The organism is Humibacillus xanthopallidus, assembly GCF_044793955.1.
GTDB classification, from domain to species: Bacteria; Actinomycetota; Actinomycetes; order Actinomycetales; family Dermatophilaceae; genus Humibacillus; species Humibacillus xanthopallidus_C.
Genome location: NZ_CP084995.1, coordinates 3,540,736 through 3,560,615, shown reverse-complemented (window position 1 = coordinate 3,560,615; position 19,880 = coordinate 3,540,736). Strand labels below are relative to the sequence as shown.

The 19,880-nt window shown below is 71.3% G+C and carries 20 protein-coding genes; 15 read left to right on the top strand and 5 right to left on the bottom strand.

All coding sequences use genetic code 11. The annotated features are described in order from the left end of the window. The first annotated feature begins 50 nt into the window (after window positions 1–50). The 5 genes from LG278_RS15970 to mshB all read left to right on the top strand — a co-directional run bounded on the left by LG278_RS15970 (window position 51) and on the right by mshB (window position 6,556). On the top strand, window positions 51–494 hold the full coding sequence (locus LG278_RS15970; protein ID WP_404388372.1) for a (deoxy)nucleoside triphosphate pyrophosphohydrolase: 444 nt from the start codon (window positions 51–53) through the stop codon (window positions 492–494). A 257-nt stretch (window positions 495–751) separates the two neighbouring features. After that, complete coding sequence (locus tag LG278_RS15965) at window positions 752–1,738, top strand: NAD-dependent epimerase/dehydratase family protein (protein WP_404388370.1); 987 nt, start codon at window positions 752–754, stop codon at window positions 1,736–1,738. A gap of 79 nt (window positions 1,739–1,817) precedes the next feature. After that, entirely contained in the window at window positions 1,818–3,716 is a 1,899-nt protein-coding gene (typA, locus tag LG278_RS15960; protein ID WP_404388368.1) for a translational GTPase TypA, read from the top strand. Between the two features lie 36 nt (window positions 3,717–3,752). Further along, on the top strand, window positions 3,753–5,564 hold the full coding sequence (locus LG278_RS15955; protein WP_404388366.1) for an ABC transporter substrate-binding protein: 1,812 nt from the start codon (window positions 3,753–3,755) through the stop codon (window positions 5,562–5,564). 11 nt (window positions 5,565–5,575) lie between these two features. Beyond that, window positions 5,576–6,556 (top strand): N-acetyl-1-D-myo-inositol-2-amino-2-deoxy-alpha-D-glucopyranoside deacetylase, encoded by a 981-nt coding sequence (gene mshB / locus LG278_RS15950; protein ID WP_404388364.1) that lies wholly within the window; start codon window positions 5,576–5,578, stop codon window positions 6,554–6,556. A gap of 11 nt (window positions 6,557–6,567) precedes the next feature. Here mshB and LG278_RS15945 read toward each other — a convergent pair whose 3' ends face one another. Further along, window positions 6,568–7,689, bottom strand: coding sequence for a GNAT family N-acetyltransferase (locus LG278_RS15945; protein WP_404388363.1), 1,122 nt, complete (start codon window positions 7,687–7,689; stop codon window positions 6,568–6,570). A 64-nt stretch (window positions 7,690–7,753) separates the two neighbouring features. Here LG278_RS15945 and fdxA point away from each other — a divergent pair, with 64 nt between their 5' ends. The 4 genes from fdxA (at window position 7,754) to LG278_RS15925 (ending at window position 11,078) form a co-directional block, all read left to right on the top strand. After that, complete coding sequence (fdxA, locus tag LG278_RS15940; protein WP_404388362.1) at window positions 7,754–8,080, top strand: ferredoxin; 327 nt, start codon at window positions 7,754–7,756, stop codon at window positions 8,078–8,080. Between the two features lie 17 nt (window positions 8,081–8,097). Further along, entirely contained in the window at window positions 8,098–9,234 is a 1,137-nt protein-coding gene (dapC, locus tag LG278_RS15935) for a succinyldiaminopimelate transaminase (RefSeq protein WP_404388360.1), read from the top strand. 145 nt (window positions 9,235–9,379) lie between these two features. Then, the gene (locus LG278_RS15930; protein WP_404388358.1) at window positions 9,380–10,660 is read left to right on the top strand and encodes a citrate synthase; all 1,281 of its coding nucleotides are present in this window, start codon (window positions 9,380–9,382) and stop codon (window positions 10,658–10,660) included. A gap of 67 nt (window positions 10,661–10,727) precedes the next feature. Next, complete coding sequence (locus tag LG278_RS15925) at window positions 10,728–11,078, top strand: hypothetical protein (protein ID WP_404388356.1); 351 nt, start codon at window positions 10,728–10,730, stop codon at window positions 11,076–11,078. A gap of 450 nt (window positions 11,079–11,528) precedes the next feature. Here the strand turns inward: LG278_RS15925 and LG278_RS15920 are convergent, their stop codons facing one another. Together LG278_RS15920 and dapD are read right to left on the bottom strand one after the other, a co-directional pair. Then, a complete protein-coding gene (locus tag LG278_RS15920; protein ID WP_404388354.1) occupies window positions 11,529–12,413 on the bottom strand; it encodes a hypothetical protein in 885 nt (294 codons plus the stop codon). A 60-nt stretch (window positions 12,414–12,473) separates the two neighbouring features. Next, entirely contained in the window at window positions 12,474–13,406 is a 933-nt protein-coding gene (gene dapD / locus LG278_RS15915; protein WP_404388353.1) for a 2,3,4,5-tetrahydropyridine-2,6-dicarboxylate N-succinyltransferase, read from the bottom strand. A gap of 113 nt (window positions 13,407–13,519) precedes the next feature. On the opposite strand from dapD, the gene dapE reads away from it, so the two are divergent. The 4 genes from dapE (at window position 13,520) to LG278_RS15895 (ending at window position 17,238) form a co-directional block, all read left to right on the top strand. After that, on the top strand, window positions 13,520–14,620 hold the full coding sequence (dapE, locus tag LG278_RS15910; RefSeq protein ID WP_404388352.1) for a succinyl-diaminopimelate desuccinylase: 1,101 nt from the start codon (window positions 13,520–13,522) through the stop codon (window positions 14,618–14,620). 166 nt (window positions 14,621–14,786) lie between these two features. Then, on the top strand, window positions 14,787–15,545 hold the full coding sequence (locus LG278_RS15905; protein ID WP_404393684.1) for a TIGR00730 family Rossman fold protein: 759 nt from the start codon (window positions 14,787–14,789) through the stop codon (window positions 15,543–15,545). Next, window positions 15,542–15,988: a cell division protein DivIVA gene (locus tag LG278_RS15900; protein WP_404388351.1), complete on the top strand. Its 447-nt coding sequence runs from the start codon at window positions 15,542–15,544 to the stop codon at window positions 15,986–15,988. Before LG278_RS15905 ends, LG278_RS15900 begins: the two co-directional genes overlap by 4 nt. A gap of 35 nt (window positions 15,989–16,023) precedes the next feature. Then, the gene (locus LG278_RS15895) at window positions 16,024–17,238 is read left to right on the top strand and encodes a hypothetical protein (protein WP_404388349.1); all 1,215 of its coding nucleotides are present in this window, start codon (window positions 16,024–16,026) and stop codon (window positions 17,236–17,238) included. A gap of 13 nt (window positions 17,239–17,251) precedes the next feature. Here LG278_RS15895 and LG278_RS15890 read toward each other — a convergent pair whose 3' ends face one another. Continuing rightward, complete coding sequence (locus LG278_RS15890; protein WP_404388347.1) at window positions 17,252–18,091, bottom strand: enoyl-CoA hydratase/isomerase family protein; 840 nt, start codon at window positions 18,089–18,091, stop codon at window positions 17,252–17,254. A 142-nt stretch (window positions 18,092–18,233) separates the two neighbouring features. On the opposite strand from LG278_RS15890, the gene LG278_RS15885 reads away from it, so the two are divergent. Further along, complete coding sequence (locus LG278_RS15885) at window positions 18,234–18,407, top strand: DUF3117 domain-containing protein (RefSeq protein ID WP_141823522.1); 174 nt, start codon at window positions 18,234–18,236, stop codon at window positions 18,405–18,407. 171 nt (window positions 18,408–18,578) lie between these two features. Here the strand turns inward: LG278_RS15885 and LG278_RS15880 are convergent, their stop codons facing one another. Further along, window positions 18,579–19,202: an O-methyltransferase gene (locus tag LG278_RS15880; protein WP_404388345.1), complete on the bottom strand. Its 624-nt coding sequence runs from the start codon at window positions 19,200–19,202 to the stop codon at window positions 18,579–18,581. 78 nt (window positions 19,203–19,280) lie between these two features. On the opposite strand from LG278_RS15880, the gene LG278_RS15875 reads away from it, so the two are divergent. Further along, on the top strand, window positions 19,281–19,757 hold the full coding sequence (locus tag LG278_RS15875; protein ID WP_404388343.1) for a hypothetical protein: 477 nt from the start codon (window positions 19,281–19,283) through the stop codon (window positions 19,755–19,757). Window positions 19,758–19,880: the final 123 nt, after the last annotated feature.

Here is a 19,880-nt window from a genome sequence, read left to right as displayed (position 1 = left end):
CCGCAGTGCGACGGTTGACCGGGGTCCGGTATGGCACGATCTAGCCCGCCATGAGCACCGTTCCCGATCCCGTCACCCCCGCCGTGCGCCTCGTCGTCGGCGCGGCCGTCGTCGACGACCTCGTGCGGCCCACCCGGCTGCTTGCAGCACGCCGCACCGAGCCGTCGGCGCTCGCGGGCGGGTGGGAGCTGCCCGGTGGCAAGGTCGACGACGGAGAGATGCCGCTCGCGGCGCTGCACCGCGAGCTGCTCGAGGAGCTCGGCATCGAGGTGCGGGTCGGTCCGCACCTTCCGGGCCCGTTGCCGGGCACGACCTGGCCGCTCGGCGAGCGCTACGAGATGCTCGTGTGGTTCGTCGAGGTGACCGGCGGCGAGCCCGCCCCGCTCGAGGACCACGACGAGCTGCGCTGGCTCGAGGCGTCGCAGCTGTATGCCGTGCCCTGGCTCCCAGCGGACCTGCCGATCGTGCGGGCGCTCGAGGCCGCCCTGTCCTGACGTCGTGGCCCCAGGACCCAACGACCTCCACGACGGTGCCGCTGACGCGCCCGTGAGCACCGTGGTCGGTGGTGTCGCAGGTTCGTGGCGGTCCGTCTGCCCGCCGCGCGGGACGGCGTGCGGGGCCGAGCGGCATACCGGCGGGGTTGCGGTGCGCCAACCCCCGGGGCGCGGTGGGGCGGGCTACGGTGCTGCGTGGCCGCGGACGTGATCGGCGAGCCGACGTCCGCCGTCACCGACCGAGAGTGAGACCACCCATGCCAGCGCCCTCCGTGCTCTTCCTCGGCGGCACCGGGATCATCAGCTCGGCGTGCACCCGCCGCGCCCTCGAGGAGGGTTTCGAGGTCTTCGTGCTCGGACGGGGGCTCACGACGACCCGGCCCGCGCCCGAGGGCTGCCAGCTGCTGACCGGCGACCTCGACGACCCCGACTCCTTCCGGGCAGCGCTCGGCGACCGTGACTTCGACGTGGTGGCCGACTTCCGGGCCTTCGGGCCCGATGATGTGACGTCACGCCTCGATGTGCTGCGCGGCCGGATGGGGCAGTACGTCTTCATCAGCTCCGCCTCGGCCTACCAGACCCCGCCGGCCCGGCTGCCCGTCGTCGAGTCGACGCCGCTGCGCAACCCCTTCTGGGACTACTCGCGCGGCAAGATCGCCGCCGAGGACCTGCTCGTGCGGGCCCACCGGGAGGAGGGCCTGCCGGTCACGATCGTGCGGCCGTCGCACACCTACGACCACACCGCCCCGCCCTTCGACGGCGGGTGGACGGTCGTCGACCGCATGCGGCGCGGCGCCGAGGTCGTCGTGCACGGCGACGGCACCTCGCTGTGGACGCTGACGCACCACACCGACTTCGCTCGCGCGTTCGTCGGCCTGCTCGGCCACCCGGCCGCCATCGGCGACAGCTTCCACATCACCTCGGACGAGTGGCTGAGCTGGAACCAGGTCTACGAGATCGTCGCGGAGGCTGCGGGCGTGACGCCCCGGCTCGTGCACGTGACCTCCGATGCCGTCGCCGCCGTCGATGCCGACTGGGGCGCCGCCCTGCTCGGCGACAAGGCGCACTCGATGGTCTTCGACAACTCCAAGGTCAAGCAGGTCGTGCCCGGGTGGTGCGCGACCGTGCCCTTCCAGCGGGGCGCCGCCGAGATCGTCGACTGGTTCGACGCCGACCCGGCCCGCCAGCAGGTCGACGCCCGCATGGACGCCCTCATGGACCGGCTCGTCGAGCGCCACCGATAGGGCGCTGCGAGAGCGAGCGGGGAGCGTGCCGGGCTGCTCGTGTACGAAGGCACCCGAAAACCCTGAGAGAATGTCCCTCATGCCTTTGAAGACCCGTGCGGACATCCGCAACGTCGCCATCGTCGCTCACGTCGACCACGGCAAGACCACCCTCGTCGACAAGATGCTCTGGCAGTCCGGTGCGTTCGGCGAGCACCAGCACGTCGACGAGCGGGCGATGGACTCCGGTGACCTCGAGCGCGAGAAGGGCATCACCATCCTCGCGAAGAACACCGCCGTGCACTACACGGGCAAGGCGGCTGCCGAGCGCGGCCTCACCGACGGCGTCACCATCAACATCATCGACACCCCCGGCCACGCCGACTTCGGTGGCGAGGTCGAGCGCGGCCTGTCCATGGTCGACGGCGTCGTCCTGCTCGTCGACGCGTCCGAGGGCCCGCTGCCCCAGACCCGCTTCGTGCTGCGCAAGGCGCTGGCCGCCAAGATGCCGGTGATCCTCTGCATCAACAAGGTCGACCGTCCCGACTCGCGCATCGCCGAGGTCGTCGACGAGACCTACGAGCTCTTCCTCGACCTCGATGCCACCGAGGAGCAGATCGACTTCCCGATCGTCTACGCCTCGGCCAGGGCCGGCCGTGCGTCACTCGAGCGCCCCGACGACGGTGGCATGCCCGAGGGCGAGGACCTCGAGGCCCTCTTCGACACCATCCTGTCGACCATCCCCGCGCCGGTCTATGACGACGAGGCCCCCCTGCAGGCCCACGTCACCAACCTCGACGCGTCCAACTTCCTCGGCCGCCTCGCCCTGCTCCGTGTCTTCAACGGCACGATCAAGAAGGGCCAGCAGGTCATGTGGTGCCGTCACGACGGCTCGCAGCAGCGTGTGAAGATCACCGAGCTGCTCATGACCGAGGCCCTCGAGCGCAAGCCCGCCGAGAGCGCCGGCCCGGGCGACATCATCGCCGTCGCCGGCATCCCCGAGATCACCATCGGCGAGACGCTCGCCGACGCCGACAACCCCATCCCGCTGCCGCTCATCACGGTCGACGAGCCCGCCATCTCGATGACGATCGGCACCAACACCAGCCCGATGGTCGGTCAGGTGCGCGGCTCCAAGGTCACCGCCCGCATGGTCAAGGACCGTCTCGACAAGGAACTCATCGGCAACGTGTCGCTGCGCATCCTGCCGACCGAGCGCCCCGACGCGTGGGAGGTGCAGGGTCGAGGCGAGCTCGCCCTCGCCATCCTCGTCGAGCAGATGCGCCGCGAGGGCTACGAGCTGACCGTCGGCAAGCCCCAGGTCGTCACCCGCGAGGTGGACGGCAAGGTGCACGAGCCCGTCGAGCGCCTCACGATCGACACGCCGGAGGAGTTCCTCGGCCCGATCACGCAGATCCTCGCCGCCCGCAAGGGCCGCATGGAGCAGATGACCAACCACGGCACCGGCTGGATCCGCATGGAGTTCCTCGTGCCGAGCCGTGGCCTCATCGGCTTCCGCACCGAGTTCCTCACCGAGACCCGTGGCACCGGCATCGCCCACCACGTCTTCGAGGACTACGAGCCGTGGTTCGGCGCCATCACGACGCGCGTCAGCGGGTCGCTGGTCTCCGACCGCAAGGGCGTCGTCACGGCCTACGCGATGGTCAACCTCCAGGAGCGCGGCACGCTCTTCACCGACCCGACGACCGAGGTCTACGAGGGCATGATCGTCGGCGAGAACTCCCGCGCCGACGACATGGACGTCAACATCACCAAGGAGAAGAAGCTCACCAACGTGCGCGCCTCCTCCTCCGACAACTTCGAGAAGATCGTGCCGCCGCGCAAGCTCAGCCTCGAGCAGAGCCTCGAGTTCTGCCGCGAGGACGAGTGTGTCGAGGTCACTCCGGAGGCGGTGCGCATCCGCAAGGTCGAGCTCGACGCCAACGTGCGCGCCCGCTCCGCTGCCCGAGCCCGTTCGGCGGCGAAGGCCGAGGGCTGATCGGGTGTGAGACGCCGGGTCGACGGAGCGCGCTCCGTGCTGTCTCGATGGCCGCGTGCGGCCCGACGGCTCGGTGTCGGCGTCGTCTCCGCCGTGGTCGCGGCCGTCGTGGCGACCGGGGCCGCCTCGTGCACGACGTCGCCGTCACCCACTGACGGCGGCGGCGCCGGCAACGCCGCTGTCGGGGTCGCCGCGGCGCAGGGGGGTCAGCCGGGTGGCACGCTGCGCGTGCTCGTCGCGGGCAGCATCGACACCTGGGACCCCCAGCTGATGTATGTCGGCCCGGAGGCCTTCTTCGCCCAGCGCACCTTCGCGAGGGGCCTCACGGCATACGGCATCGGCGAGCGGCAGCGTGACCTCCAAGGGGACCTCGCCACCGACACCGGTCGGGCGAGCACGGACTCCCGCTCGTGGACCTTCACGTTGCGCGAGGGCGTGACGTGGCAGGACGGCTCGCCGATCACGTGCGAGGACGTGCGTCACGGGGTGGCCCGCACCTTCGACCGCGCGACGCACGTGGGTGGCACGAACTATGCGACCTACCTGCTCGACGTGCCGACCCAGGTGACGCCCGAGGGACTCGAGAAGCCCGTCTATGCGGGCCCGGCCGACACGCGCCACCAGCCCGACTTCGACCGCGCCGTCAGCTGCAAGGGGCGCACCATCACCTTCCGGCTGCGCGAGCCCGAGCCGGACTTCCCGCACGTCGTGGCGCTGCCGGAGTTCGCGCCGCGCAAGGTCACGGCCGACGAGGCCGGCGAAAAGGCTGGCGACGCGTCGGGGGACAAGCCGGGGCACGTCGTCCTCAGCAGCGGTCCCTACCGCCTCGAGAAGCCGTGGGTCGTCGGCACCGGCGGCACCTTCGTGCGCAACGAGCACTGGGACCCCGGCACCGACCCGATCCGCAAGGCCTACCCCGACCGCATCGAGGTCACGACGGGGCTGGGCGAGTCCGCCGTCATCGAGCGGCTGCTCAACCAGCAGGACGACGACGCGTATGCCGTGTCGTGGGTCGCCGCGTCGCCCACCCTGCGCAACCAGGCGGGCACGGACCTCCAGGCGCGTCTGACCTTCCCCCACACGGGCAACGTCGACTACCTCGCGCTCAACATGCGCAGCACGGTCATGTCCAATCCCGCTGTGCGACAAGCGTTTGCGATGGCGACCAACCGTGCGACCTATGTCAGCGCCAGCGGCGGCGAGGGTTCCGGTGACCCGTCGTGGTCGATCCTGGCGCCCAGCATCGACCCGAGCAGTCTCGAGCCGCCGAGCGGATCCTCGCTGACGGGCGACCCCGAGGCCGCCCGCAAGGTGCTCACCGATGCGGGGGTGCGCCTACCGGTGACGGTGCGCGTCGTGCACGCGAAGTCCGCGCTCGTCGACAAGGCGTATGCCGCGCTCGCCGCCGGGTGGGAGCGCGCCGGCTTCGACGTGCAGCTCACCGGCGTCGAGCCCGAGAAGTACTACGAGACCATCGAGGACAAGACCTCGGTCGAGCGCTACGACGTCTTCCGTGGGGTCTGGACGTCCGACATCCCGTCACCGAGCGGCGTGCTGCCGGCGCTCTTCGACGCGCGCATCAACATCGACTCCTCCGGGCCCGGTCAGGACGTCGGCTACTTCGCCGACGACAGCGTCGCCGCCCTCATCGACAAGGCCGACGCCACAGGGGACCCCTCGGCCCGGATGCGCGTGTGGAAGCAGGTCGACGAGGCGATCCGGGCCAAGGGCGGCTACATCGCGCTCTCGGCGACCAAGGCCCTGCACCTGCACGGCGCCGGGGTGCGCCACTACGAGGACCACGCCGTGGGTGGCATCGTCGACCTCGCCACCGTCGCCGTGCGCTGAGGAGGAACGACGTGTCAGCCGTGCCAACCGAGTCGGCCCAGCCAGCCGAGGCAGTGGGGTCGCGTGCGTCGCGGCTCCTCTTCGTCCACGCCCACCCCGACGATGAGTCGCTGACGTGCGGCATCGCGATGGCCCACCACGTCGCGCGCGGTGACGAGGTGCACGTCCTGACCTGCACCCTCGGCGAGGAGGGCGAGGTCATCCCGCCGGGGCTCGCGCACCTCGAGGGCGACTCCGACGACGCCCTCGGCCAGCACCGACACGGCGAGCTGACCGAGGCGCTGCGCCGGGTCGGGGCGACGATGCACGTGCTCGGCGCGGAGCCGGGCCGGCTCTCGCTCTACCGCGACTCCGGCATGGTCGGCTCTGCCGCAGCCGCCCGACCGGAGGCCTTCACGGCAGCCGACCTCGACGAAGCGGCCGGCCTCGTCGCTGCGCTCATCGGCACGCTGCGGCCCGACGTCGTCGTCACCTACGACGAGCACGGCGGCTACGGTCACCCCGACCACGTGCAGACCCACCGGGTCACCCGCCGCGCCCTGGAGCTGGTCCCCGACGACCTGCTGCCCGCTCGCGCCTTCGAGATCCTGACGCCGCTCACCTGGGCCCGCGAGGACCGCGCGTGGCTGCGCGAGGCCGACCCGGCGGCATACCGCAGCGAGTCGTGGTGGCGAGAGCACGCCCGGTGCCGCGACACCACGGGGGAGCGCCCGTGGCCGCTCGTGCTGCTCGGCGACGACGACCCCTACCCGCCCTCGGTCGTCGACGACGACCTCGTGACGCACGTCGTGCGCGACGACGCCGCCCGTGCCGTCAAGAACGACGCCCTGCGCGCCCACGCGACCCAGGTGCTCGTCGTCGGCGAGGACGTGCACGCCCTCTCCAACCTCGTCGCCACGCGCACGACGGGGCGCGAGGGCTTCCGCCGCGTCGACCCGCGCACGTGGCGACCGGTGGCCGGGACGGAGCAGCAGACCTCGCTGCTGGCCTGAGCCGTCGACGCTCAGGCGCTCGGTCGCGCCAAGTAGGTGTAGTCGTGGTGCACGCCGAAGCCGAGGCTCTGCCAGAAGGCCACGCCGTCGGTGTTGGCCGACGAGACCTGCAGGTAGATGGCGGGCATCGCGTTCTCACGGGCCACCATGGCCGCGGCCGACACGATTGTCGACGCGATGCCGCGGCGCCGGTGGGCAGGGTCGACCCAGAGGCCGAAGAGGCCCGCCCAGCCCGGGTGGATCGCGAGGCGTGCGATGCCGACGAGCTGGCGGGTGGTCTCGTCGCGCACCGACAGGAAGAGCTGCCCGTCGCTGCCGGTGAGGACCGCCTCCGTCACTCCGGGCACCACCGACCGGCTGCGCCCGTAGGTCATCAGCCACTCGGGCGAGAGCTTGGCGTCGGCGGTGACCGGCGCCGACTCGGTCGTCAGCGCAGGCACGGCGGAGGCCAGCCCGGTCATGACGAGCACTTTGTCCCAGTCGGCGCGGCCTCCGCCAGCGACATAGCCGCGCTCGAGCAGGGCGGCTCCGGCGGGCACGTCGGCGACGGCGAAACCCGGCTCCCCGGGCAGCTGGAAGAGGGGGGCGGCGTCACGCTCGGCGTACCACCGCTCGACGTAGTCGATCGCCTTGTCGATCGGCAGGCTGGGGTCGCCCACGACGAGGGCGGAGTTGGCCCGCCCCGTGAAGCCCCCGGCCGAGCGGAGCACCCAGTCGCCGAGGCCGGCGCGGTCGGGGGCGACCCAGCCCTTGGCCATCAGCACCTCGAGGTCGTCGGCCCCGACCCGCTCGTGCGCGGGGCCCGGACGGCTCGCGGGCGGCGGCACGTCCTTGGCGGCGATGACGTCGGCCCGGATGAGCTTGACCCGCTGCTTCTTCGTGTCGACGATGAGGAAGTCGTCGTTGCGGGCGACGAGCTCACCGATGAAGTCGGTCGCCCGGGCCTGCGAGCCGTCCTCGAGGCGATAGCGCACGACGACCCTGTTGCCGATGGTCAGTCCAGCCGTCAGCAGGTGCCCGGCGGTGTCGGTGGCCGGGCGGTCGGACCCCTCGTCGGACGTCGGAACGTCCACCGGCAGAGAGCCCTCGTCAGGCGTCTCAGCGGCGGGGTCTTGCGTGGGGTCGCCAGTCATGTCCGGCATACTAAGCGGTGCACGCATCCGCCCCGAACGCTCCACAGCAGGAGGTCCGCACCCCATGACCTACGTCATCGCCCAGCCTTGCGTCGACCTGAAGGATCGGGCGTGCATCGAGGAGTGTCCGGTCGACTGCATCTACGAAGGCAAGCGGTCGCTCTACATCCACCCTGACGAGTGTGTCGACTGCGGCGCGTGCGAGCCGGTCTGCCCCGTCGAGGCCATCTACTACGAGGACGACGTCCCCGAGCAGTGGGCCGACTACTACGACGCCAACGTGCAGTTCTTCGACGACCTCGGCAGCCCGGGCGGCGCTGCCAAGATGGGCGTCATCGACAAGGACCACCCGCTCATCGCCGCCCTGCCCCCGCAAGAGCACAACGAGTGAGCCGAACGAGCTGACGCGTGGTCCCCACGCTCTCTCCGCCGGCGCTGCCCGACTTCCCGTGGGACTCGCTCGCGCCCTACAAGGCTCGGGCGAGTGCCCACCCGGAGGGGCTCGTCGACCTGTCGGTCGGCACCCCGGTCGACCCGACGCCGGAGGTCGTGCGCGCAGCGCTCGTGGCCGCCGCCGACGCGCCGGGCTACCCCCTGACCATCGGCACGGCTGACCTTCGCCACGCCATCGGCGAGTGGTTCGCCCGCCGTCGGGGCGTCACCGGTCTCGGAGCCGACGCGGTGCTTCCGACCATCGGCAGCAAGGAGCTCGTGGCGTGGCTGCCGACCTTCCTCGGCCTGGGCCGGGGCGACCTCGTCGGCATCCCGGCCGTCGCCTATCCGACCTACGACATCGGGGCGCGGCTGGCGGGCGCGACCTCCGTCGTGGCGCAGTCGCTCACCAGCCTCGGCCCGCTGACCGCCGCCACGACGCCAAAGCTGTTGTGGCTCAACAGTCCCGGCAACCCCAACGGCCAGGTGCTCGGAGTGCCGCACCTCCGCAAGGTCGTCGAGTGGGCACGTGCGCACGACGTCATCGTCGCCAGTGACGAGTGCTACGCCGAGCTCGACTGGCGCGAGGGGCAGGTGGGCACGACGACACCGAGCATCCTGCACCCCGACGTCAGCGGGGGAGATCACACGGGCCTGCTTGCCGTCTACTCCCTGTCCAAGCAGAGCAACCTCGCCGGCTACCGCGCCGCCTTCGTCGCCGGCGACCCGGCGATCATCCGATCGGTCCTCGAGGTGCGCAAGCACGCCGGCATGATCATGCCCACACCCGTGCAGCACGCCATGGCGGTCGCCCTGCGCGACGACACCCACGTCGATGCGCAGCGGGCGGCATACGGGCGCCGTCGAGAGCGGTTGCTCGCAGCCGTCACCGCGGCGGGCCTGCGCGTCGACCACTCAGAGGCGGGGCTCTATCTGTGGGTAACCCGCGAAGAGGACTGCTGGACAACGGTTTCGGCGCTTGCCGACCGCGGCATCCTGGTCGCACCCGGGTCGTTCTACGGTGCCGCCGGGGGCCGGCACGTGCGCATCGCGCTCACCGCCACCGACGAACGCATCGACGCTGCCTGCTCCCGTCTGACCGCCGCGCCCTGACCAGCGGCGACGCCCGGCGACAAACGTTGGCCGAGCGCGTGTTTCAGGGATGGACCCTGTTTGGTCCTCCCGCCCGCCGCTGGGGTAACGTCGCACGCGGACACCTCCGGCGACCCCTGGCCGGAACGACAGGAGGCGAGACACAGTGACGAAGGCAGTGGACGCGACGCTCAAGGTCGCAGACAAGGAACTCACCTTCCCGGGTGTCGAGGCCGTCGACGGCAACGACGGGATCAGTGTCGGGTCGCTTCTCAAGGAGACCGGCCGCGTCACCTATGACGTCGGGTTCGTCAACACCGCGTCGTGCAAGAGCGACATCACCTACATCGACGGCGACCAGGGCATCCTGCGCTACCGCGGCTACCCGATCGACCAGCTGGCCGAGAAGTCGTCGTTCGTCGAGGTCGCTTACCTGCTCATCTACGGCGAGCTGCCGACGCCCGACGAGCTGAGCCGCTTCGAGGGCCTCATCCGCCGGCACACGATGCTGCACGAGGACCTGCGCGCCTTCTTCAACGGCTTCCCGCGCGACGCCCACCCGATGCCCGTGCTCAGCTCGGCCGTCTCGGCGCTCGGCACGTTCTACCAGGACAGCCTCGACCCCTTCGACCAGGAGCAGGTCGAGATCTCGACCGTGCGCCTGCTCGCCAAGCTGCCGACGATCGCGGCCATGGCCCACAAGAAGAGCGTCGGCCAGCCGTACATGTATCCCGACAACTCGCTGTCGTTCGTCGAGAACTTCCTGCGGATGACCTTCGGCTACCCCGTCGAGCCCTACGAGGTCGACCCCACGGTCGCCAAGGCCCTCGACCTGCTCTTCATCCTGCACGCCGACCACGAGCAGAACTGCTCGACCTCGACGGTGCGTCTCGTCGGCTCGGCCCACGCCAACCTCTTCAACTCGGTCTCGGCCGGCATCCACGCCCTGTCGGGCCCGCTCCACGGCGGTGCCAACCAGGCCGTCCTCGAGATGCTCGGCAAGCTCCACGCGTCGGGCGATGACCCGAAGCACTTCATGGAGAAGGTCAAGAACAAGGAGGACGGTGTCCGCCTCATGGGCTTCGGACACCGCGTCTACAAGAACTACGACCCGCGCGCGGCGATCATCAAGAAGGCCGCCGACGACATCCTCGAGAAGCTCGGCCACAACGACCCGCTGCTCGAGATCGCCAAGGGTCTCGAGGAGATCGCCCTGGCCGACGACTACTTCGTCGAGCGCAAGCTCTACCCGAACGTCGACTTCTACACCGGCCTCATCTACAAGGCCATGGGCTTCGAGTCGAAGATGTTCACCGTGCTCTTCGCCATCGGTCGCCTGCCGGGCTGGATCGCCCAGTGGCGCGAGATGATGAACGACCCGGAGACCAAGATCGGCCGCCCGCGCCAGATCTACACCGGCGCCCCGGAGCGCAACTACCCGGGCTGACCCACCCCGCTCGAGTTCACCGATGTCCCCGCCCCGCAAGGGTCGGGGACATCGGCATGATGGGGTGATGGCCAAGTACCACGTCAACGACGCGGCCGTCGCGCGGTGCCGCGAGCTCATCGACAAGCGGCAGTACGTCCTCGACAGCGACTGGGGAGACGTGCAGCCGAACGCCGAGGCGCAGAACGCCTTCCTCGAGACGCACTCGTGGGACGACTACGCCGCGTGGCACCTCGGGCTCACCGAGGGCGCCAACGACGCGACCAAGGCGCGGTATGCGTTCGTCTACGGCGACCTGCGCCGGGTGCACCGCTCGGCGCTCATCGCCTGCGTCTACCGGGCGTCGGAGTGGCGGCACAAGGACGTCGAGCTCGCCGCCCACGACCTCCTCCAGCACCTGGACGAGGTCTCCGGCTGAGGCCCGCGGCTCGGTGATGGAAAGTGCCCACTCGACGTGCGGGGCGGCATACGGGGGCGAGGTCGAGGGTGGAAAGTGCCCACTCGACGTGCGGGGCGGCATACGGAGGGCGAGGTCGAGGGTGGAAAGTGCCCACTCGACGGAGACCACGGTCGAGGGGGCACTTTCCATCGAGGGTGGGTCGGCTGGGACGGGTGGAAAGTGCCCACTCGACGTGCGGGGCGGGCATACGGGGGCGAGGTCGATGGTGGAAAGTGCCCACTCGACGTGCGGGGCGGCATACGGAGGGCGAGGTCGATGGTGGAAAGTGCCCACTCGACGTGCGGGGCGGCATACGGGGGCGAGGTCGAGGGTGGAAAGTGCCCACTCGACTCAGACCACGGTCGAGTGGGCACTTTCCATCGAGCGGGGGACGACCGGCGACGGGTGGAAAGTGCCCACTCGACGGGGTCAGGCCAGGGCGATGGTGACGGTGGTGCCGTCGTTGGCGCCGTCCGACCACGTGGCGTCGCGGTCGGCGCGGTCCCACGTGCGGTCGCCGACGGTGACCGTCGTGGCGCCGTACTGCTCGGCCCTGGCGACGGCCCAGTGCGCGACCGCCCACGCCGAGGTGGCGTCAGCGGCGGTGACGGTGAGCACGCCGTCGCCCACGGAGGTGTCGGTGATCCCCATCTGCCGCTCGAGGTCGGCCGCGACGTCGGCCGGGGCCACCGAGGCGGTCGGCGCGTCGAGCCGGCAGGTCAGCCCGGCGGGGGAGTGCCCCGTCAGGGTGGAGGCGAGCACGCGACCCTCGCCCTCGTGGTCGCGGTAGGCCTCGGGGAAGCCGCTCTTCTGCACCTTCTGCGCGATCGTCGTGATGTCGGTGTTCTCGTAGCCCTTGTACTTCACCAGGGCGTCGAAGAAGGTGTTGGTCGAGTAGACGGGATCGAGGATCTCCTCCTCAGTGCCCCAACCCTGGCTGGGCCGCTGCTGGAAGAGGCCCAGCGAGTCGCGGTCTCCGTAGCGCAGGTTGCGGATCTTGCTCTCCTGGATGGCGGTCGTCAGGGCGATCGTCGCGGCTCGCGGAGGCAGGTCGCGCTTGAGCGACAGGGCCGCGATGAGGGCGGCGTTGCCGGTCTGCTCCGGGTCGAAGGTCTCGGTCATGCCGCCGGCGCTGATCGTGCACTGCGGGTTGACGACGCTGTCGAGCAGGAAGCGTCCACCGAAGTAGCCGCCCGCGGCGACCAGTCCGACGACGACGAGCAGCGTGAGGCCCCGTCGACGGCGCCGGGCGGGCGACCCGGTGACGGGGCGGCTCGGCCCGGCCCGGTCAGGGGCGGGTCGGGTCTTCGACATGGTGGAGGGGTGTCCTTCGGTGGGCGCCGGTCGGCTCGAGGCAGGGCCGGCGGTGGTCGGTCAGTCGTTGGCGTGCAGGGCCGCGTTGAGGGTGATGCCGGTGCCCGCACGGTCGCGGGCCTCGACGGCACCCGTGACGCTGTTGCGGATGAACAGGATGTTGCTCGACCCCGACAGCTCCCTCGCCTTGACGACCGAGCCGTCGGGCAGCGTCACCTTGGTGCCGGCGGTGACATAGAGCCCCGCCTCGACGACGCAGTCGTCGCCGAGGGCGATGCCGATGCCACCGTTGGCCCCGACCAGACAACGCTCACCGATGCTGACGCGTTCCGTGCCGCCGCCGGAAAGTGTGCCCATGATGGAGGCACCCGCCCCGATGTCGGACCCGTCGCCGACGACGACGCCCTGCACGATGCGTCCCTCGACCATCGAGGTGCCGAGCGTGCCGGCGTTGAAGTTGCAGAAGCCCTCGTGCATGACGGTGGTGCCGGGCGACAGGTGCGCGCCCAGCCGCACGCGGTCTGCGTCGGCGATGCGTACGCCGGGGGGCACGACGTAGTCGGTCATCCGCGGGAACTTGTCGACGCCGTAGACGGCGACGTGACCGGCGGCGCGCAGCCGGATGCGGGTCTGCTCGAAACCGTCGACGGCGCAAGGGCCGGCACTCGTCCACGCGACGTTGGGCAGCGCGCCGAAGATGCCGTCGAGGCCCAGCTCGTTGGGGCGCACGAGGCAGTGCGATAGCAGGTGCAGACGCAGGTAGGCGTCGGGCGTGCCGTCGGGGGCCGCGTCGAGGTCGATCTCGGTGCGCACGATCTCGGTGCGCACGCCTCGCAGCGGGTCCGAGCCGACGAGCGCCTGCAGCGCGTCGGGGGCGCTCGCGTCGTCGGGCGCCGTCCCGAGGGCGGGGGAGGGATACCAGGTGTCCAGCACCTGCCCACCGTCCGTGACCGTCGCCAGACCGAATCCCCACGCACTCCGCTGCTCAGACATGCGCCCAAGGGTAGGGCTGGTCGGTCGGCGCCGCGCAACCCGGCTCGCGTGCTGGGCGCGGGTTGGGTGAGCACGCCGCCGCACCGTCGGCTGCTGCCGCTAGCCTTCCCGGTATGCCGTCCCCGACCGAAGCCGCCCAGGCCACCTCCGCCGCCACGCTCGACCTGTCCACCGACGTCGTCGCGCTCACTGCGGCCGTCTGCGACATCGAGTCCGTGAGCCAGGACGAGGCCGCACTCGCCGACGCGATCGAGGCCGCGCTGCGTCCGCTCGAGCACCTGCACGTCGAGCGCGCCGGCAACACCGTCGTGGCTCGCACCTCGCTCGGCCGCGCGGAGCGGGTCGTGCTCGCGGGCCACATCGACACCGTGCCGCTGACCGCCGCCCCCAACCTGCCGACCCGGCAGATCGACGGGCTGCTCTGGGGCCGGGGCACCGTCGACATGAAGGGTGGCGTCGCCGTCATGCTCCGGGTCGCCGCGGAGGTCGCGGAGCCCACTCGCGACCTCACCTTCCTCTTCTACGACTGCGAGGAGATCGACGGACGCTTCAACGGTCTCGGCCGACTCGCCGACACCCGCCCCGAGCTGCTCGAGGGCGACTTCGCCGTGCTGCTCGAGCCCACCGACGGGGCCATCGAGGGCGGCTGCAAGGGCACCCTGCGGGTCGAGGTCGTCACGACCGGCACAGCGGCGCACTCGGCCCGTCCGTGGAAGGGCCACAACGCGATCCACGACGCCGCCGACGTGCTGGGCCGGCTGGCCGCCTACGAGGCGGCGACGGTCACGGTCGACGGTCTCGACTACCACGAGGCGCTGCAGGCCGTGGGCATCACGGGCGGCATCGCGGGCAACGTCATCCCCGACCGGTGCACGGTGACGGTCAACTACCGCTACGCGCCCGACAAGGACACCGAGGCTGCCCTCGCCCACGTGCGCCAGGTCTTCGACGGCTACGACGTCACTCTCGGCGACGCCGCCGACGGCGCCCGCCCGGGGCTGCACCTGCCGGCTGCCCAGGCCTTCATCGAGGCGCTCGGGGTGCCCGTGAGCGCCAAGGAGGGCTGGACCGATGTCGCCCGCTTCTCGGCGCTCGGCATGCCAGCCGTCAACTACGGCCCCGGCGACCCCAACCTCGCGCACATGGACGACGAGAGCTGCCCGGTCGAGCAGTACGTCGCCGCCGAGGCCGCGCTGCTGCGCTGGCTGGCCTGACGCGGCCACTCGTTCTGAGACGGGCCAGAGACGCGCCAGGGACGCGCCAGGGACGCGCGAGAGTCGAGTCCGAGTCGCGTCCGAGACGAGCCAGTGACGATCTCGACCGAGCCGGGACACATAGGGTGACGCTGTGACTGACGAGCAGCCCGACGAGCAGCCGGACGTGCAGCCCCAGCCGGTCCGGCCCGACGCGGGAGCCAGGCGCCAGACCGGGCCGGTGACCCTGCGCCGTGGCCGGGTGCCGGCGACGACGACCGACCAGCGGCTCCTGCAGGGCACGACCCACGTCGACTGGCTGCACGCCGACCCGTGGCGGGTCATGCGCATCCAGTCCGAGTTCGTCGAGGGCTTCGGCTCGCTGTCCGAGCTCGGTCCCGCGGTGGCGGTCTTCGGATCCGCGCGCACCCAGCCCAGCGACCCGGCATACGCCATGGGGGTCGAGGTGGGACGCAAGCTCGTCGAGGCCGGCTTCGCGGTCATCACCGGTGGGGGACCGGGCGCCATGGAGGCGGCCAACCGCGGTGCCTACGAGGCGCGCGGCACGTCGGTGGGGCTCGGCATCGAGCTGCCCTTCGAGACGGGGCTCAACGAGTTCGTCGACCTCGGCATCAACTTCCGTTACTTCTTCGCGCGCAAGGTCATGTTCCTCAAGTACTCCCGCGGCTTCATCGTGCTGCCGGGCGGCTTCGGCACGCTCGACGAGCTCTTCGAGGCGGTGACGCTGGCGCAGACCCGCAAGGTCACCGAGTTCCCCGTCGTGCTGATGGGCACGTCCTACTGGCAGGGGCTCATCGACTGGCTGCGTGACTCCGTGCTCGAGAGCGGCATGATCGGCCCCGAGGACCTCGACCGCCTCATCCTCACCGACGACCCGGCCACGGCGGTCGCGGCGATCACGACCTACGAGGAGCCGACGCGGTGACCTGGTTCATCCTCTTCGTCGGCGTCGTCGTGGTGTGCTTCGTCGCGGCGCTCGTGCTCGGCCTCATCGGCGCCGGCTCCGCGGGCGGACTCGGCGGCGGCACGCGGAGCCTGTCGCACGAGCCGTTGCCCGACGACCCGATCGAGGACACCGACTTCGACGACCTCGTCTTCGACGTGGGGCTCCGGGGCTACCGGATGAGCCAGGTCGACGGCGTGGTCGACCGACTCCGACGCGAGCTGCGCGAGAAGGACGAGGAGATCGCCGTGCTCCGGGGCGGGCCGTCCGCGCCGGTGCGCGCCGAGGTCACCGAGCGGTCCCGTGCCACCGCGCAGGCCGACCCCGCCGAACACGCCGCCCAGCACGAGCACGCCGCCCGGCACGAGCAGGCCGCGCAGCACGAGCAACCCGAGCCGCCGCTCGGCCGCGAACCCCGTCCATGACCGACGCACCCACCCTGCGGCCGCGAACACCGTCGATGACCGACGCACCCCGGCTCCGGCCCCGCCGCGAGTTCGTCCTGTGGGTGCTCGCGGTCTACGCGATGGCGCGGGTCGTCACGACGACGATCCTGCTCGTCGTCATGCGCCAGCAGGCGCCGAGCGGCATGACCGGCGGCGACGACGTGCCGGTCGGCTACTTCGCCTTCACGGCGCTGTGGGACGGTCAGTGGTACCAACTGATCGCCGAGAACGGCTACCCCTCCACCCTCCCCGTCACCGACACGGGCAAGGTGGGCGAGAACCCCTGGGCGTTCTACCCGCTCTTCCCCTACCTCGCCCGCGCCGTCATGGCGGTGACCGGCCTCGGTTTCCCCGCCGTCGCCTCGACGATCGCCCTGCTCTGTGGCGTCGCAGCGGCGGTCATCATGGGACTGCTGCTGCGCGACCGCATCGGCGACCCGGCGGCATACCTCGTGGTGGCCCTCTGGGCGAGCTTCCCCGCGTCGGTCACGCTGCAGCTGGCCTACACCGAGTCGCTCGCGATGCTGCTGCTCGTCGGCTACCTCTATGCGCTGTCGCGGGAGCGGTGGCTCGTCGCCACGGCCGTGGCGCTGCTCGTCGGGCTCTCCCGGCCGATCGCCGTTCCGCTGGGAGTCGTGACGCTCGTCGTGCTCGTGATCCGGTGGCGCCAGCGCACCGAGCGCCCGATCCCGGCCCGGGAGTATGCCGCGATGGCCGCTTCGCTCGTGGGCTGCGGGGTGGCGGGCCTGCTCTGGCCGGCCATCGCCTGGTGGCGCACCGGCATCAGCACGGCCTACACCGACACGATGGCGGCCTGGCGCGGCTACGCGACGGTCGAGCCCTTCACGCCGTGGCTCGACAAGGCGCGCTACTTCCTCGGCGACACGTGGGGCCCGGTGTGGCTCGTCGTGATCCCCATCGTGCTGGTCGCGATGGTGGCGGGACCCTGGGCCAAGAATCTCGGCGCCGACCTGCGCACCTGGTCGCTCGCCTACCCCGCCTACCTCGCCGCGGTGCTCGACCCGTTCACGAGCATCTTCCGCTACCTGCTGCCGCTCTTCCCGCTGCTCGTCGTCGTGCTCGGAGCGGGCTGGGCCGACCGACGCGGCAACGGCTGGGGCCGACTGCTCTGGCGGGCGGTGCCGCTGCTCGTCGTCTTCGTCGTCTGTCAGTACTGGTGGACCGACGAGCTCTGGCGCTTCGTGCCCCCGAGCGACTACCCGCCGTGACCTGCCGCTGGGCTCAGCGACCCGTGTAGGTGGGCTTCGTCTTGGCGAGGAACGCGTCGACCGCGGCCCGGTGGTCACTGCTGACCCCGGTCAGGGCCATCAGCTCGGCCTCGTGGGCGAGCGCGTCGGCGAGGTCGGTGCCCGCGGAGTGGGCCACGGCCCGCCGGATCGAGCCGTAGGCGAGGGTCGGCCCATCAGCCAGTGTGCGGGCCAGCTCGCGCACGGTCTGCTCGAGCTCCCCCGCCGGCACGACCTTCGTCACGAGGCCGAGGGCGAGCGCCTCGTCGGCCGGCACGGTGCGCGGCAGCAGCAGCAGCTCCTTCGCGCGCGCGGGCCCGATGAGCCGGGGCAGGGTCCACGAGGCTCCCGAGTCGCACGAGAGCGCGATGCCGGCGAACGACGTGTTGAGCCCCGCGCCCTCGGCAGCGATGCGGAAGTCGCACGCCAGGGCGAACGACAACCCCGCCCCCGCCGCCACCCCGTTGAGCGCGGCGATGACGGGCTTGTTCATCGTTGCGAGCGCGATGACGATCGGGTTGTAGTGGTCGGTGACGGTCGTCGCCAGGGTCGAGTCGGGGTCGGAGAGGCTGCGCACGTGCTCTTTGAGGTCCTGGCCGACGCAGAAGGCGCGACCCGAGCCGGTCAGCACGACGCACCGCACCTCGGGGTCGTCGCCCACGCGCGAGAGCGCGGCCACGAGCGCGTCCTTGAGGGCGTTGTCGAGGCTGTTCATCGCCTCGGGGCGGTTGAGCCGGAGCCACGCGACACCGTCGGCGACCTCCACGAGCAGCGGGGCGGCCGCTGCGGCGTCGGCGTCGGGGTGGGTGGCTGCGGTCGCGGATGACTCGGTCATGGCGGCAACTCTGGCCCATCGGCGCCCGGACCGGAAGCCGTGGCGGCCTCGGCGTGCCCTCCGTCACATCCCGGATTAGGTCTGGCAAACCAGACACGGAATAATGTCCTCCAAGACCGAGGATTCCTAGGGAAGGGGAACCATGGCAGCAATGAAGCCGAGGACCGGCGACGGGCCGCTCGAGGTCGTCAAGGAGGGCCGCGGCATCGTGCTGCGCATGCCCCTTGAGGGCGGTGGGCGTCTCGTGGTCGAGATGACCCCTGACGAGGCTGCAGCGCTTCGCGATGCGATCCAGGGTTGTGCCGGCGTCAGCTGACCCCTCCGACGATCAGCCAGGACGGCCCCCGACCACCCGGTCGGGGGCCGTCTCGCATGTCCCAGCCACACGGCATACCGGAGCGTGATCGGGCGGATGCCGTCCCGGTCGGGTGCCGTATGCCGCCCAGCCGGGTCGGCGGGCTCGTGACGGTGCCGCGCGGGCGAGAGCTCAGCGCTTGACGGCGACGAGGAGGCCCTCGCCGACCGGCAGCAGGGCGGAGACGAAGTCGTCGCGGTCGCGGATCGAGCGGCCGACCTCGCGCAGGGTGCGGGTCTCGGCGTCGCGGTTGGCCGGGTCGGCCTCCTTGTCGGACCACGTGAGCACGAGGGTGCCGCCACTGCGCAGGAGCCGGGCCGCCTGCTCGACGTAGTCGGGATACTCCTCGCGGTCGGCGTCGACGACGACGAGGTCGTAAGCGCCGTCGGTCATCCTCGGGAGCACCTCGAGGGCGCGCCCGGCGATGACGCGGGTGCGCTGGTGCGCGAAGCCGGCAGCGGCGAAGGCGTCACGCGCGGCTCGCTGGTGCTCGGTCTCGAGATCGATCGTGGTGAGGATGCCGTCGGCCGGCATGCCGCCGAGCAGCCAGAGCCCCGATGCGCCCGCACCGGTGCCGATCTCCATGACCGCCTTGGCCCCGGTGGCGGCGGCGAGCATCTGGAGAGCAGCCCCGACGCCGTTGCCGACCGGCCGGGCGCCGAGCTCCTCGCCGTGGCGCACCGCCTCCTCGACGTGCGCGCCGGGGGTGACGAACTCCTCGGCATGCGACCACGCGGCCACCTTCTGGGTGCTCATGCTCGCCAGCCTACTGTGGCGTGCACGACGCGCTCGCGTGGCCCGCGGCCCGCGGCCCGCGAAGGGTAAGGATCTGGCATGGACGACAACGACGAGCCGACCACCGAGCACCGCCGCCCCCGCGGCGTCGACGACGCGACGGTCGAGGCGCTGGGCAAGCTGTCGGAGGCCCTCGAGGTGGTCGAGGACGCCCGCGGTCACCTCTACGGCTTCCATCGCCTCTCCGGCATGGCCGACCTCACCCTGGGCGAGGCGGTGGACAAGCTGCGGGCGGCAGGCCACGGCGGCCTCGCCGACCGGCTCGAGACCGAGCTCGTCGGGCGCAACGTGATCGAGGGCCGCTGGACCTTCCAGCTCGTCGAGGAGTACGACGACGACTACTACGCGACGTTCAAGCGGCTCGAGTCGGACGCGCGGCGTGATCTCGTGGGCGGGCGGCGACACCTCTTCGAGGCCGAGATGAAGGAGGACCGGCGCACGCCCGGTCGGCCCCATCACGAGGCGGTCCCGGGCGGTGCGGCGGCGGCAGCGTCGGCGCAGAACCCCCGGACGTAGCCCGTTCACAGCATTCACAGGCTCCTGACAGGTTCCGATGTGCGGACGCATGGGTGACGTCGAGATGCTGAACGGGAACGAAAGAGGTGGAGACGGCGTTCTCCACCACACAACCCCGTGAAA